Here is a 13,846-nt window from a genome sequence, read left to right as displayed (position 1 = left end):
GGATTGAAGATAGACGTTATGAAATTTGCAGTTTTGGATTTTGAAACGACAGGAAGTCAGCCTGGGGACGAAATTATACAGGTTGGACTCGTCATCATAGATCAATTTGAAATTACGGACAGGTATACTTCTCTGGTAAATCCAGGGATTAGTATACCTTCTTCGATTACAACCTTAACAGGCATTACGAATGAGATGGTTGCAGATGCACCTTCACTCGATCAGGTCATGTCTGACATGTTTCCCTTGCTGTTTGATTGTGTGTTAGTTGCGCATCAAGCAGCATTTGACTTGTCATTCTTACAACGAGGACTAACAAGAACGGGATATCCTCCTTTCTCAGGACGAGTCCTCGATACGATGGATATGCTGCGTATTTTATTTCCTTCGATCTCGAGTCTTCAGCTTAGTATGGTGGCTGCCTTGTTCGGCATTGACCATGAAAGGCCACATCAAGCCGACAGTGATGCGGAAGTGACGGCTTTGATTTGGATTCATTGCTTGGATCGTTTATTAGGTTTGCCTTTACTAACCGTACAAAGGCTTACCCAAATTTTCGAAAACGGTAACACTGATTTAGGCTGGTTCTTAGAAGAGATTTGTTTATATAAAGAGTCAGTGACAAGTGTCGATATGGATACGAATCGTTACTTCCGTCAGTTTACATTGAATGTGACGGACTGGGGCGAGGATGAGGAACTGCGATCGGAGTACGAAGTGACAGAAGCGTTAGGCGCTTCCTTTCAAGTGTTTCAGCAGGGGTTGAAAGCCGCGTTGCAGCAACGATTTGAGGTCTACGAAGATCGTGAATCCCAGGATCAAATGATTCTCGAAGTGGAGAAATCCCTCGAAGCAGATCAACATTTGATGATCGAAGCGGGAACGGGCACAGGCAAATCACTGGGATACTTGATTCCGTCTATTTATTACGGTTTGAAATATGAGAAGAAAGTGGTCGTTTCCACACACACGATTAATTTACAGGAGCAGCTGCGCGAGCGGGATATTCCTCTGTTGAAAGAAATTTTTCCGGTGCCATTTAAAGCGGCTGTTCTTAAGGGTAGAAGTCATTACCTGTGCCTACGTAAATTTGAAACAAAGCTGACAACGCGGGATTATGAGAATGGCAGGGAAGACCCGATCACCGCTGCACAAATGGTGGTTTGGTTAAGTGAGACGGAGCATGGGGACGAAGAAGAACTGCATTTTGGGAATAAAGGCGCTCAATTCTGGTATTCGGTTGCGAGTGATACGGACTCCTGTTTAAATCGGATGTGCCCTTGGTATAAGAAGTGCTTCTATCACCGCGCTCGTAATGATGCCAACACGGCTGATGTGATCATCACGAACCATTCCCTCCTCTTTACAGATATGAAGGCTGAGAACCGCCTTCTACCGTCCTACAAGCACCTTGTGATTGATGAGGCGCATCACTTTGAAGAAGTGGCGAGTAAACACTTGGGTATTGAGCTGCATGCTTCAGCGTTTTATCATTCTTTATTGTGGCTGTATAAGGATAATCGCAGTGGTCAGCTTCCGATGCTTCGCTTCCGATTACAGAAATCAGATGAGGCTGGGGAGAGGGCAGCGGCTTGGAGCCAAACAATTGATGGATTGTTTCCGAAAATCATATCGATTAAAGAGGATTGGGAACGATTAAGCGAAGCCCTTTACGAGTTGGTCTCATCACGAAGCGATCCCTCGCAATCGGAAACTTCGCAATATGTTCTGCGCTTGAAACCTGAAACGCTGCCTGCGAATTGGCGTGAGCTGATGATCATGGAGGATAATATTTATCTGAATGCGAATGATCTTTTGCGAACGTTGGATAAATTGTTGAATGAGTTGAAGGAACAACAAGATGGTCTTGGGGTTCAAGGATTGGTTACTGATCTGAACGGCACAGTGAAAGAACTGTATGCGCATCGTGATGCCCTGCATTTCTTTATGAAAATGGCTGATGATGGGTATGTGTACTGGATCGAAGCGGGTACCTATGCGAAAGCCAAATCCGTCCAGCTCAACTCAGTTCCAACTGATGTGAGTGGCCTGCTGCAACAGCATTTCTTTGAAACGAAGGATAGTATCATCTTGACGTCTGCAACGCTTTCGGTGAATAAATCGTTCCAGTACTCGGCAGAGCAATTAGGATTAGCCATTCCGGCGGATGAAGAATCGGGCAAGTTGAAAACTGTTCAATTGCCATCTCCTTTTAACTATCGGGAGCAAGCGCTAGTTGTGATTCCGCGTGATTTCCCAACGATTAAGGGAGCGGGCGATCCTGTTTTCATTGATGCTTTGATCAAATCGCTGAGTGATGTGGCACAGGTGACCAAGGGCCGTATGCTAGTGCTCTGTACATCGAATAGGATGTTGAAGCTCGTACACGCAGGCATGAAAGAGAAGCTCAGTCCATATGGCATCACAGTGCTTGGACAGGGTGTTGACAGCGGTAATCGGAGCAAGCTGACCCGGATGTTCCAGGATAACAAAATGTGCGTCCTGCTAGGCACTAGCTCGTTCTGGGAAGGTGTGGATATCCCCGGTGATGCGCTTAGTTGTCTGGCGATCATCCGACTACCCTTCCAGCCGCCAAATCATCCACTTGTGGAGGCGAAGTGTGAGAATATCAAGAAACGGAATGAAAATCCGTTCATGAAATTTTCCGTACCACAGGCTGTAATTCGATTCAAGCAGGGATTTGGGCGTCTTGTTCGGAGAGCATCAGACAAAGGGATCGTTATTATCTATGATACACGTGTTATTGAAACGTATTATGGCAAGCATTTCCTCTATTCGTTGCCTGGTCCGAAGATCGAGCACATGACATGCGAACAAATGTTACCGAGGATCGAGCAGTGGATGGGGGGAGCCTAATTCGTGAAAACACAAAAAATTTCAGAAGCCGTAGTCCGTAGATTACCGATTTATTTGCGATATCTGAATGAATTACAAATGAACAATGTATCCACCGTGTCTTCTCAGGATTTAGGTCAGAAGCTGGATCTGAATCCAGCTCAAATTCGTAAGGATCTGGCTTATTTTGGCGAGTTTGGCAAAAAAGGAATCGGTTATGACATCAATTATCTCATTGAGAAGATTCGGCAGATACTTAAATTGGATCGACATATTCAGGTTGCACTCGTAGGAGCCGGCAATTTGGGGAGAGCCCTTTGCAATTATAATACGTACTTACGAAATGATATGAAAATTGTAGCTCTATTCGATGCGATGCCTTCCAAAACAGGTGAGGTTATTAATAACTTGGTCGTGCTGCCGATGGACAAAATGAAAACGGTCTTGTCTGACCTAGGCGTGAGGATCGGCATTATCACGGTACCTGCGAATGAAGCGCAAAATGTGGCCAATGAATTCGTTGCATGCGGAATTGAAGCTATATTAAATTTTGCCCCTGTCATCATAAAAGTACCACCAGATGTCCGCGTGCATTATGCGGATTTTACGACAGAGCTTCAGAGCTTGGCCTATTATCTCGATTAGCATGAAAAAGGCACGACCCGCGCATCTTCAGCGGGTCGTGCCTTTGATTGTTTATTACATGATTAAACGGAATATCGCGAAGTACAGCGTGTAAGCAAGAATCATCGAGATTGGAATGGTAATAACCCAAGTGATTAACATGCGACCTACAGTACCCCATTGTACCTCATGGAAACGCATGACACTGCCTGTTCCGATAATCGCAGAAGAAATGACATGAGTTGTTGATAATGGTTTACCTATGAAGGTTGAGATTTGAATGACAATCGATGACGTTAAGTCTGAGGCGAAGCCATTGATCGGCTCGATTTTTACAATTTTACCTGAGACCGTTTTAATGATGCGCCATCCACCGATAGATGTTCCAAGGCCCATCGCGAGTGCTGCGGCGATTTTGACCCAGATTGGAACGTTCAAGTCATCCTGCACACCTGCAGCAACGAGACCAAATACGATAATCCCCATCGCTTTTTGCGCATCGTTCCCACCATGTGAGTACGAAAGTAATCCGGCAGAAATGATTTGCAATGTCCGAAATCCGCGATTTAGCTTGGATCTGGATGTATTACCTGACCAGAGCACGATATTTTTGATCAACACCATAATCAGATAACCTAGTATGAAAGCGATAATCGGCGATAAAATCAAAATGATTATAATTTGTGTAAAACCACTCCAGTTAACGCCATTGAAGCCTGCTCCAGCAATAACAGCACCAGCTAAGGCACCAAGCAACGTGTGGGAGGATGAAGATGGAATGGACAAATACCAGGTCAGCAAGTTCCAGATGATTGCCGCGAGTAAGGCAGCGATAACAATTTCAACACCATTCTCGATCTTAGCTGGATTGGCAATACTTCCGCCTACCGTTTTGGCTACCTCAGAGGATACCATGGCGCCAACAAAATTGAGTGAAGCTGCCATGAAAATAGCTACCCGCGGGCTTAATGCTCGCGTAGATATCGAAGTTGCAATCGCATTAGCTGTATCGTGAAAACCGTTGATGAAATCGAATAGCAGTGCTAGTACAACGATAATGATCAAATAAGTTAACATGAATTCCTCCTAGCGTTTTCCAATTGGAAAACTTTCTTCGTACACTAAGACGTTTTGTCTTAAGAATAACGAAGTACTACACTGTCTAGAATGTTAGCGACATCTTCACAAGCATCAGTTGTTTCTTCAAGGCGCTCATAAATTTCTTTGAGTTTAAAATCTTCGTACACATCTTTGCGTGTGATGAAAATTTGGCGAATCCCTTCACGCATCAAGCGATCTCCATCATTTTCTAGCTTATTTATAGCTACGGTATGTTCCGGAATTTGCATATATTTTTTCTTTGCCAATAGCTTGAAGGCATCTAACATATGTTGACAAGAGTCAACAATCACGCCTGAGAAATCCTTCATATAGGCATCTGTATGAGAAACATTCAAATAGTCGAAACGAGCAATTGTTGCTTCAATCCCGTCTGTAACATCATCCACTTTGGAAGCAAGAACCATAATATCTTCCCGATCGATCGGGGTGATAAATACTTTGTTCAGACCTCTGAAGATGTCATGGGTAATCGAGTCACCTGCATGTTCCAGATCATGAATCGCTTTGACATATTCAATTGGGGGTTTTTCACCCATCATCGCTGTGCGAAACAGTTGAGCTGTTTCCAGAGCGTTCTCTGCAGCACGAATGAGAAGTTGTAAGAAATCGACTTCGTTCTTTCTGGTGAATAACGTTGTCATAGAATCCTCCTAATTTTTACTATATGTACAAGTTTTTAAACGAATTTGTTAATCGAAAAAGACCAAATTGTAGAAAAAACTCACAAGGTTTAAAGTATCATACTCATTAGGACTAAAGCAACGAAAATTCCGTGACAATTTACAATTTCTCAACATACTTGGAACAGTGCTGAGCTTCCTTGATTTTACAAGCCTGAAGATGTAAAGTTTATTGAGTAGTAGCTATTTATAGAATGAGCATAGAGAGGATTTTTTACTATGAAAAAAACATTAATTTCGAACGGTATTTTTATTTCTAATAAGGAAGACAAAACATCCATTAAGGGCTGCATGGTGATCGAAGGCAGTCAGATTACATATATTGGGGCAGAAGTTCCTGAACCACTAGAAAACTATGATGAAGTAATTGACGGGACTAATAAACTGTATATGCCTGGACTTGTGAATACACATGGACATGCTGCGATGTCATTGCTCCGCGGATATGGGGATGATCTTGCCCTGCAAGTGTGGTTAGAGGAAAAAATGTGGCCGATGGAAGGGAAATTCACTTCGCAGGATGTAAAATGGGGAACAAGGTTGTCGATCCTTGAAATGATCAAGGGCGGCACAACGACATTTGTGGATATGTACGACCATATGAATGAAGTTGCTTTAGCTGTAGAGGACTCCGGTATGCGCGGTGTATTGACCCGAGGAGTAATCGGACTATGCCCTCCTGATGTACAAACGTCTAAGCTCATTGAAGCGACGGAGTTCGCGAAGAATTGGCATGGTAAAGCAAATGGTAGAATTACAACGATGATGTCACCGCATGCGCCATATACGTGTCCACCAGATTATATCGAGCGCATTGTTCAAGTCGCACATGATCTGAATCTGCCAATCCATACGCATATGTCGGAAACACGACGTGAAGTCGAAGGCAATGTAGAGCAATATGGGGCAAGACCGGTAGCTCACTTGGAAAAACTAGGTGTTTTTACACGCCCAACACTTGTTGCGCATGGTGTTCATTTGAATGATGAAGAAATTGCAATTCTACACAAATATGATGTACGTGTGTCCCATAACCCAGGCAGCAACCTGAAGCTTGCGAGCGGAGTAGCACGAGTGCCTGATTTGTTGCGTGCCGGAGTCAAGGTATCTTTAGGTACGGATGGTGCGGCTTCCAACAACAATTTGGATATGTTTGAAGAAATGCGTCTGGCTGCGCTAATTCATAAAGGCGTGTCTGGTGATCCTTTGGCTGTTCCTGCGAAGGAAGCCTTATTGCTTGGTACTCGTATGGGAGCAGAATCCATTTGGCTGGATAAGGTGGGACTGCTTGAACCAGGTATGAAGGCGGATTTCATCGCGTTGGATATTGATCAACCTCATTTCTTACCTAAGACCGATTTCGTTTCTCACATCGTTTACTCGGCTTGTGCGAAAGATGTTGTAGATGTATGTGTAGATGGGAACTGGATTGTACGTAAAGGTGAATGCCTAACGCTAGATGAAGAGAAAATTAAACGTGAATTTGAGCAATGCTTCGATAAACTCATCGGTTAGTTTGTTTCGGAGTAAGTGAATGTGGGGAGGTGCGCGGCGTACATGAATGCGAAGCGAACGATTACACTTGGCGTTTTTATTGTACTAACGCTAGGTGTTGTGCTTAGCCGATTCTACCTCAATGTACAGAATAAACACTGGGATGAGAAACGTGTAGCTGTGGAGAAAGCTTATGAGGGCAGTATGATGACGAAAGCCTCGAAAGTTGATTTTTTTTACGGTGATGAGGCCTATCAGATTGTATACGGGGAAAATAAACTAGGGCAGCGTTTAATTGCTTGGGTGTCGGATCAAGAAGTTCATACGGAAATAACGGAGGAATCTTTCACCGATGAGCAAGCCCGCGCCGCTGTATTGAAAAAGGCGCCAAGCAGTGAAATTGAACGTGTTTTGCCAGGTAAATTAGGAAATGACTATGTCTGGGAAGTATTTTATAAGACAAAGGATGATAGAGGTACTAGGTATTTCTATGATTATTATGCCTTCAAAGATGGTACTTATCTGGATACATATCGACTCAGCCTTCAATAAGAAGGTTGAGTTTTTTTGTTTCTAGGTATGTGTTTGGTTGTGTTTCCACTGTTTACATAAGGTCAGATGTATATGACAGTGATATACTAATCGTATAGCTTTTGAGGCATACAAATAAATCATTACAGAAAGGTGGACGCCAATCTATGAAGATGAAGCTGCGCGTTTTACCTGTGATCTTGAGCGTGATTATTTCGGCCGGTGTACTTTTTGGTGGTTGGTTCGCCTATACAAGCTTTGCGATGGAAAATCCATTATCAAATATCATTAGTACGACGCCGGGTGTTACGAATTCAACGATGAAGCTTTCTTCCAATCAAGTAGATATTGAGTTGACCCTGAAGCCTGACGCTAATTTGCGGCAAGTTGTTGAATTAATTAAAGAAGAAGGCGCATCGATCATTGGGAAGCGCTCTGTAAATATATCGATTAAGAATCAATCCTCTGAGAAGCTGGATCAGTGGTGGTCCAAAGCGTTATTTGAAGTAGCGCAAGCGATGGAAACGAAGCATTACGCTGATATTCCAACAACCTTACAGAAGTATGCTGATGGTGTGCCTACGATGAAAGTTGATAGCGAAATGGATGAACATAACGTATATATTCGCTTAACAGATGGTAATGCGACAAAATTTATCATGCTGCCAAGAATCTCCCAGATCGGAGTGTGGCCGAATGAGTAAAATATATAAAGAAATAGGGATTGGATTTATTCCCGTTTTGCTTGTGTTTTTAGCATTTCAAGGTGTTAACGTGCTGCCTATCATATTCGTCAGTGTTCTTGGTGTTTCGTTATTCTATATGATGAAAACCCGCGGTGGCATCGGGGCTGCTGCAGGCGGCGGAGATCGTAAAAGTAAGAATCGAACTCCGTCTTTTTTGACATTCGATGAGATCGGTGGACAAGATCGTGCGAAGAAAGAATTGATGGAAGCCCTTGATTTCTTGATTAAGCATGAGGAAATTAAGAAATTAGGTATTCGTCCACTGAAAGGATTGCTGCTGACAGGGCCTCCAGGTACAGGGAAAACTTTAATGGCGAAGGCAGCTGCACATTATACCAATTCCGTCTATATGGCAGCATCAGGTAGTGAATTTGTTGAGATGTATGTGGGTGTCGGTGCAAGCCGGGTTCGAGACTTATTTAAAGAGGCCAGAACGCGTGCTGTAAAAGAAGGCAAGGATAATGCGATTATTTTTATTGATGAAATTGATGTTATCGGTGGTAAACGTGATGGTGGTCAACAGCGTGAGTATGATCAAACCTTAAATCAATTGTTGACGGAGATGGATGGGATTCATACGAATGATGCGCCGCGCATCCTTATTATTGCTGCTACGAACCGGAAGGAAATGCTCGATAGCGCTTTGCTGCGTCCAGGACGTTTCGACCGTCATATTGAGGTAGACCTGCCGGATAAAAAGGGTCGGCTAGCTATTCTTCATATTCATGCCAAAAACAAGCCCTTGGCTGAAGGGGTTACCTTGGATCAAACAGCCGATCAAACCTTTGGATTCTCAGGTGCACAGCTAGAAGGTGTACTGAATGAAGCAGCTATTTATGCGATGCGTGAAGATAAACCAGCGATCGAGCTGCCTCATTTGGCTTCGGCGATTGATAAAGTCATGATGGGTGAACGCACAGATAAAGAAACAGCGAATGAGGAGAAAGAACGTGTGGCGTATCATGAATTAGGCCATGCTATTATTGCCGAGCTAGTCCGTCCAGGATCCGTTTCACAGGTTACCGTTAGTCCACGGGGAAAAGCATTAGGGTATGTGCGTCATAATCCCCCGCAGGATCATTATTTGTATACTAAGGATTATATCGAAGATCAAATCATGATTGCTCTTGGTGGCGCTGCGGCGGAAGAAATGATTTACGGCGGTCGCAGTACCGGTTCACGAAACGATTTCGAACAGTCCCTCTCCATGGTTCGTAACATGATGGACGCCGGACTTACCAGCCTAGGTATTATTGATCGTGAGATGGTGACGAAGGAACAACTCATGAAAGAAAATGCTGCCATTCTGGATGCTTTAATGTTGAGAACGAAGCAAATGTTAGATGAACAACGAGGTATTTTCGAGCATGCTTTTGCGATTTTGATGAAAGAAGAAGTACTCTCTGGGGATACATTTCGTACGTTATTTGACGCCTCGGTATCTCAAAGTGCATAATAATGACCGTTGGCCAATTAGGCCAGCGGTTCTTGTCTTTACCAAGAGTAGTAATTATACATATACTTAGAGTGAAACCTAATCGAGATCGATTGAACTTGCAGCACTGCGATTTGGAAGTTGCGAGGAAGAAGGAGAACTAGGCTATGATGTTCAGAACAATTGGTGTAATTGGCGGAGGAACGATGGGACAAGGCATTTCCGAAATGCTGGCAGCCCGAGGCCTAGACGTCATGCTTGCCGAAAAAACAACTGAAAAGCTTGACCGTGCGTTCGAGCAAATTACGGTTAGCTTAGATAAGCAAATTGAGCGATGGGCATTGACAGAAGCGGAGAAAAAATCTATTCTCTCGAAAATAAAGAGAGCAGATTCGATACAAGACATGGCCATATGTGACCTTGTCATTGAAACGATTTCAGAAGATTTGAATGCGAAAAAGCATATCTTTTTCCAGCTTAATCAAATATGCTCGCCGCATATTATTCTAGCAACGAATACATCTACGTTAAGTGTAACGGAGATTGCAGCGATAACGACGCATCCAGAGCGGGTAATTGGTTTACATTTTCTGCATCCGGTTGCCAAGGTCAATCTGGTTGAAATCGTTAGAGCCATGAAAACATCTGATGAAACCTATAACCATGTTCGACGGTTTGTTGACGATTTACTCTCCAAAAAGAGTATTAAGGTAAATGAATCACCTGGGTATATTACGACGAGATTGATTTGTACACTCATCAATGAGGCATTGCACACATTATCTGAAGGTGTTGCTTCTGCGGAAGATATCGATCAAGCGATGCGCATCGGCTATGATTTCAAGCATGGTCCATTGGAGATGTGTGACCGTTTCGGACTCGATGCTGTGTTAGCTGCGCTAGAAGGGATGTTCCGCGAATACGGGGATATCAAATATCGGCCATCATATTTGCTGAAGCAAATGGTTCGTGCTGGGCATCTTGGGGCAAAGACAGGAGAAGGCTTCTTCCGTTATGACAAGGATGGTGATCGACTATGAATATTCTTGTGATCAATGCGGGCAGCTCATCGGTGAAATATCAACTATACAACATGGATGATGCTTCGGTGCTGGCCAAAGGGAGAGTAGAGCGCATCGGAATGGATACCGCGATCCTGATGCACGAGCCTGCAGATAAACCCGAATTTCATAAGGTAGATGAAATTCTTGAGCATACGACGGCAATCCGCAAGGTGCTAGATGTGCTAGTTCATCCGGAACATGGCGTCCTGACGGCCATCTCACAGATCGATGCCGTTGGCCACCGTGTCGTCCACGGCGGCGAATCGTTCAAGAGTTCTGTCCTCGTCACGGACGAGGTAAAGAAGGAGATTCGGCGACTCTTCGATTTGGCGCCGCTGCACAACCCGGCGCATATGCTGGGCATTGCTGCGGTGGATGCGAACATGCCTGGCGTGCCGCAAGCCGTCGTCTTCGACACCGCCTTCCATCAGTCGATGCCGGCGAAGGCATATCTGTATCCGGTGCCGATGGCCCTCTACCGGAAGCACAAGGTGCGCCGCTACGGTTTCCACGGTACGTCGCACAAGTACGTCAGCGAGCGTGCCGCAGCCTTCTTAGGACGCCCGCTGACGCAGCTGAAGCTCATTACCTGTCACATTGGTAATGGGGCTTCCTGCGCCGCTGTATGGGGCGGCCAGTCAGTTGACACGAGCATGGGGATGACCCCGCTCGAAGGTCTAATGATGGGCACTCGCAGCGGCGATCTGGATCCGGCCATCGTGCCCTTCGTGATGGGCAAGGAGGATTTGACGATCGGCGAGGTCAGCTCCATGCTGAATAAGCATAGCGGCCTTCAGGCGATCTCAGGAATCTCGAGCGACATGCGGGAGATCGTGGAAGCTATGGAAGCGGGCGATAAGAACGCTACGTTGTCTTTTGAGATGTATGCGTATCGGCTGCGCAAATACATCGGGGCTTACGCCGCGGCGATGAATGGCGTTGATGCGATTGTCTTTACGGCGGGCGTAGGCGAGAATTCCGCGCCGCTGCGCAAAGCGGTATGCGAGGGGCTGAGCTTCCTAGGGGTTGATTTTGAGGAGGAAGCGAACTTACAAGGAAGAGGCGTGGAGAAGCGAATTACAAAGACGGGTTCACGGGTTGAAGTACTTGTGATTCCTACGAATGAGGAATGGGTCATCGCCCAGGATACGTATAGTCTCGTACAATCGCAGTCCCATTGATTCTTTCGTGGAAATAGTGAAATAGTGTACAATAGAGGAGATCTTCAGTGATCTTAGTTCTAAGGAGGAAGGGTATTCAAATGAAAAGTACAATAAGTGAAGTTAAACATCATGTCGGCGAGTCAGTCACCATCGGCTGTTGGCTAAACAAGAAACGCTCCAGCGGTAAAATTCAATTTTTGCAGCTTCGAGACGGTTCGGGATATATACAAGGTGTTGTTGTGAAAAGTGAAGTGAGTGAAGAGGCGTGGGAAGCGGCTTCTAAGTTAACCCAAGAGAGCTCATTGTACATAACGGGAAAAGTGAAAGAAGACACCCGCAGTAAAGGCGGTTTTGAATTAGATGTAACGGGTGTTGAAATTATTCAAGTTACCGAAGAGTATCCGATTACACCGAAAGAGCATGGCGTAGATTTCCTAATGGACAATCGTCATCTGTGGATTCGGAGCCCGCGTCAGCGTGCGGTACTTGTGATTCGCGCAGAAATTATCAAAGCGGTTCAAGCGTTCTTCAATGACAGAGGGTTTCATTTGGTGGATCCACCCATTTTGACACCATCCTCTTGCGAAGGTACGACCAACTTGTTCCATACGAAATATTTCGATGAAGATGCTTTCTTGACGCAGAGTGGACAGCTTTACATGGAAGCAGCTGCTATGGCTTTAGGCCGCGTATACTCCTTCGGTCCTACCTTCCGTGCGGAAAAATCGAAGACACGCAGACATCTTATTGAGTTCTGGATGATTGAGCCGGAGATGGCATTCGTGGATCACGCGGAAAACCTTGAAGTGCAGGAGCAATTCGTTTCACATATCGTGCAAACAGTTCTGCAGAACTGCCAAGCGGAGCTTGAAACTTTGGAGCGTGATACATCCAAGTTGGAAAAGATTAAAGGCAGCTTCCCACGTATTACGTACGATGAGGCCGTTGATTACTTGCAAAAGAACGGACATGAATTCGCGTGGGGAGAAGATTTCGGTGCTCCGCATGAGACAGCGATCGCTGCGCAATATGAAACGCCCGTATTTATCACGCATTGGCCGACGGAAATCAAGGCGTTCTACATGAAACCAGATCCAAGTCGTCCGGAAGTCGTGCTTTGTGCTGATATGATCGCGCCAGAAGGCTATGGCGAAATTATCGGGGGAAGTCAACGGATCGATGACCCTGAATTGATGGAGCAGCGCTTCAAGGAGCATGAGCTATCTCAAGAGGCGTACCAGTGGTACTTGGATCTACGCAAATATGGGACTGTACCGCATTCCGGCTTCGGTTTAGGCTTAGAGCGTACAGTTGCTTGGATTTGCGGCTTGGATCATGTGCGTGAAACCATTCCATTCCCACGTCTGTTATACCGTCTATACCCTTAAGTAGTGGCATTGTCCATGGGGAGAAAGGGGATCGACGAATGAGTACTCAAACGAATACACAGATGAAGGTCGAAGCGATCCTGATGAATAGCTTTATGGAGGGGAGCGTCGCGGTACCGAGTCTTTTGCTCAAGCATTATCGCGCACTGCTTTTGAGTGAAGTGGATGTCATGACACTCATCCATTTCATTTCTTTTGTTGAGAAGGAGAGGAATAACTTCCCAACGTTAGATGAAATTCAGGAGCGGATGTCTGCTTCACCTGATGTCGTAATCGCTAGTGTGCAGAAGCTGATTCGAGAGCAGTATATCGCGATCGATGAGGAAACACATGAAACAACAGGTTTTCGAAGTGAGCAGTACAACCTGACGCCGATGTATAAGAAATTAGCAAAACACGTGGCAGAACAGCAGCTTAAAGAATTAGCGGAGTTAGCGGCACAGACGGCTGCTCCTTCTGATGAACGTGTGAAGAACATTTATACAACGATCGAAAATGAATTCGCTAGACCTTTGACGCCAATGGAGCTGGAAACAATCAGCAATTGGTTAGACAAAGACATGTACAAAGAAGAGCTTATCATGACGGCTCTGAAAGAAGCGGTGTTTGCTGGTAAAGTCCATTTCCGATATATTGATCGGATTTTACTGGATTGGAGCCGCAATCGCGTTTCGACGGTGGATCAGGCTAAAGAATATTCGCAGCGTTTTCGACAGTCGCGATAAGAAAAACGCCCATTTTTC

At 45.0% G+C, this 13,846-nt stretch carries 12 protein-coding genes; 10 read left to right on the top strand and 2 right to left on the bottom strand.

The window, feature by feature from the left end; genetic code table 11:
- The first annotated feature begins 18 nt into the window (after positions 1–18).
- Complete coding sequence (gene dinG, locus AC58QG_RS08445) at positions 19–2,877, top strand: ATP-dependent DNA helicase DinG (RefSeq protein WP_497361637.1); 2,859 nt, start codon at positions 19–21, stop codon at positions 2,875–2,877.
- Between the two features lie 3 nt (positions 2,878–2,880).
- Positions 2,881–3,501, top strand: a complete 621-nt coding sequence (locus AC58QG_RS08440) for a redox-sensing transcriptional repressor Rex (RefSeq protein ID WP_497361636.1) — start codon at positions 2,881–2,883, stop codon at positions 3,499–3,501.
- A 54-nt stretch (positions 3,502–3,555) separates the two neighbouring features.
- Here AC58QG_RS08440 and AC58QG_RS08435 read toward each other — a convergent pair whose 3' ends face one another.
- Together AC58QG_RS08435 and AC58QG_RS08430 are read right to left on the bottom strand one after the other, a co-directional pair.
- Complete coding sequence (locus AC58QG_RS08435) at positions 3,556–4,557, bottom strand: inorganic phosphate transporter (protein ID WP_497361635.1); 1,002 nt, start codon at positions 4,555–4,557, stop codon at positions 3,556–3,558.
- A 59-nt stretch (positions 4,558–4,616) separates the two neighbouring features.
- Complete coding sequence (locus AC58QG_RS08430) at positions 4,617–5,243, bottom strand: DUF47 domain-containing protein (protein WP_497361634.1); 627 nt, start codon at positions 5,241–5,243, stop codon at positions 4,617–4,619.
- A gap of 258 nt (positions 5,244–5,501) precedes the next feature.
- Here AC58QG_RS08430 and AC58QG_RS08425 point away from each other — a divergent pair, with 258 nt between their 5' ends.
- From AC58QG_RS08425 to AC58QG_RS08390, 8 genes are all read left to right on the top strand, one after another.
- Entirely contained in the window at positions 5,502–6,797 is a 1,296-nt protein-coding gene (locus AC58QG_RS08425) for an amidohydrolase (RefSeq protein ID WP_497361633.1), read from the top strand.
- A gap of 42 nt (positions 6,798–6,839) precedes the next feature.
- Positions 6,840–7,328, top strand: a complete 489-nt coding sequence (locus tag AC58QG_RS08420; protein ID WP_497361632.1) for a cell wall elongation regulator TseB-like domain-containing protein — start codon at positions 6,840–6,842, stop codon at positions 7,326–7,328.
- A 146-nt stretch (positions 7,329–7,474) separates the two neighbouring features.
- Positions 7,475–8,011 (top strand): hypothetical protein, encoded by a 537-nt coding sequence (locus AC58QG_RS08415; RefSeq protein ID WP_497361631.1) that lies wholly within the window; start codon positions 7,475–7,477, stop codon positions 8,009–8,011.
- Positions 8,004–9,509 carry an AAA family ATPase gene (locus AC58QG_RS08410; protein ID WP_497361630.1) on the top strand — a complete coding sequence of 502 codons (1,506 nt, stop codon included), beginning with the start codon at positions 8,004–8,006 and terminating at the stop codon, positions 9,507–9,509. The genes AC58QG_RS08415 and AC58QG_RS08410 overlap by 8 nt, the downstream gene beginning before the upstream one ends.
- 146 nt (positions 9,510–9,655) lie before the next feature.
- Positions 9,656–10,528: a 3-hydroxyacyl-CoA dehydrogenase family protein gene (locus AC58QG_RS08405; protein ID WP_497361629.1), complete on the top strand. Its 873-nt coding sequence runs from the start codon at positions 9,656–9,658 to the stop codon at positions 10,526–10,528.
- Positions 10,525–11,733: an acetate kinase gene (locus AC58QG_RS08400; protein ID WP_497361628.1), complete on the top strand. Its 1,209-nt coding sequence runs from the start codon at positions 10,525–10,527 to the stop codon at positions 11,731–11,733. Before AC58QG_RS08405 ends, AC58QG_RS08400 begins: the two co-directional genes overlap by 4 nt.
- Positions 11,734–11,807: 74 nt before the next feature.
- Positions 11,808–13,103, top strand: a complete 1,296-nt coding sequence (gene asnS / locus AC58QG_RS08395; RefSeq protein WP_497362809.1) for an asparagine--tRNA ligase — start codon at positions 11,808–11,810, stop codon at positions 13,101–13,103.
- 38 nt (positions 13,104–13,141) lie between these two features.
- Positions 13,142–13,828, top strand: coding sequence for a DnaD domain-containing protein (locus AC58QG_RS08390; protein WP_497361627.1), 687 nt, complete (start codon positions 13,142–13,144; stop codon positions 13,826–13,828).
- Positions 13,829–13,846: the final 18 nt, after the last annotated feature.

The sequence above is a fragment of the Paenibacillus sp. J22P169 genome, assembly GCF_059691995.1.
Note: the sequence above shows the minus strand (reverse complement) of the source record. Positions and strands in the feature narration are given on the sequence as shown.

Excerpts from the sequence above, each read along its gene's own strand:
- dinG (WP_497361637.1), top strand. The coding sequence starts at position 19 with ATGAAATTTGCAGTTTTGGATTTTGAAACGACAGGAAGTCAGCCTGGG.
- AC58QG_RS08435 (WP_497361635.1), bottom strand. The coding sequence starts at position 4,557 with ATGTTAACTTATTTGATCATTATCGTTGTACTAGCACTGCTATTCGAT.
- AC58QG_RS08425 (WP_497361633.1), top strand. The coding sequence starts at position 5,502 with ATGAAAAAAACATTAATTTCGAACGGTATTTTTATTTCTAATAAGGAA.
- AC58QG_RS08415 (WP_497361631.1), top strand. The coding sequence starts at position 7,475 with ATGAAGATGAAGCTGCGCGTTTTACCTGTGATCTTGAGCGTGATTATT.
- AC58QG_RS08420 (WP_497361632.1), top strand. The coding sequence starts at position 6,840 with ATGAATGCGAAGCGAACGATTACACTTGGCGTTTTTATTGTACTAACG.
- AC58QG_RS08430 (WP_497361634.1), bottom strand. The coding sequence starts at position 5,243 with ATGACAACGTTATTCACCAGAAAGAACGAAGTCGATTTCTTACAACTT.
- AC58QG_RS08390 (WP_497361627.1), top strand. The coding sequence starts at position 13,142 with ATGAGTACTCAAACGAATACACAGATGAAGGTCGAAGCGATCCTGATG.
- AC58QG_RS08400 (WP_497361628.1), top strand. The coding sequence starts at position 10,525 with ATGAATATTCTTGTGATCAATGCGGGCAGCTCATCGGTGAAATATCAA.
- AC58QG_RS08410 (WP_497361630.1), top strand. The coding sequence starts at position 8,004 with ATGAGTAAAATATATAAAGAAATAGGGATTGGATTTATTCCCGTTTTG.
- AC58QG_RS08405 (WP_497361629.1), top strand. The coding sequence starts at position 9,656 with ATGATGTTCAGAACAATTGGTGTAATTGGCGGAGGAACGATGGGACAA.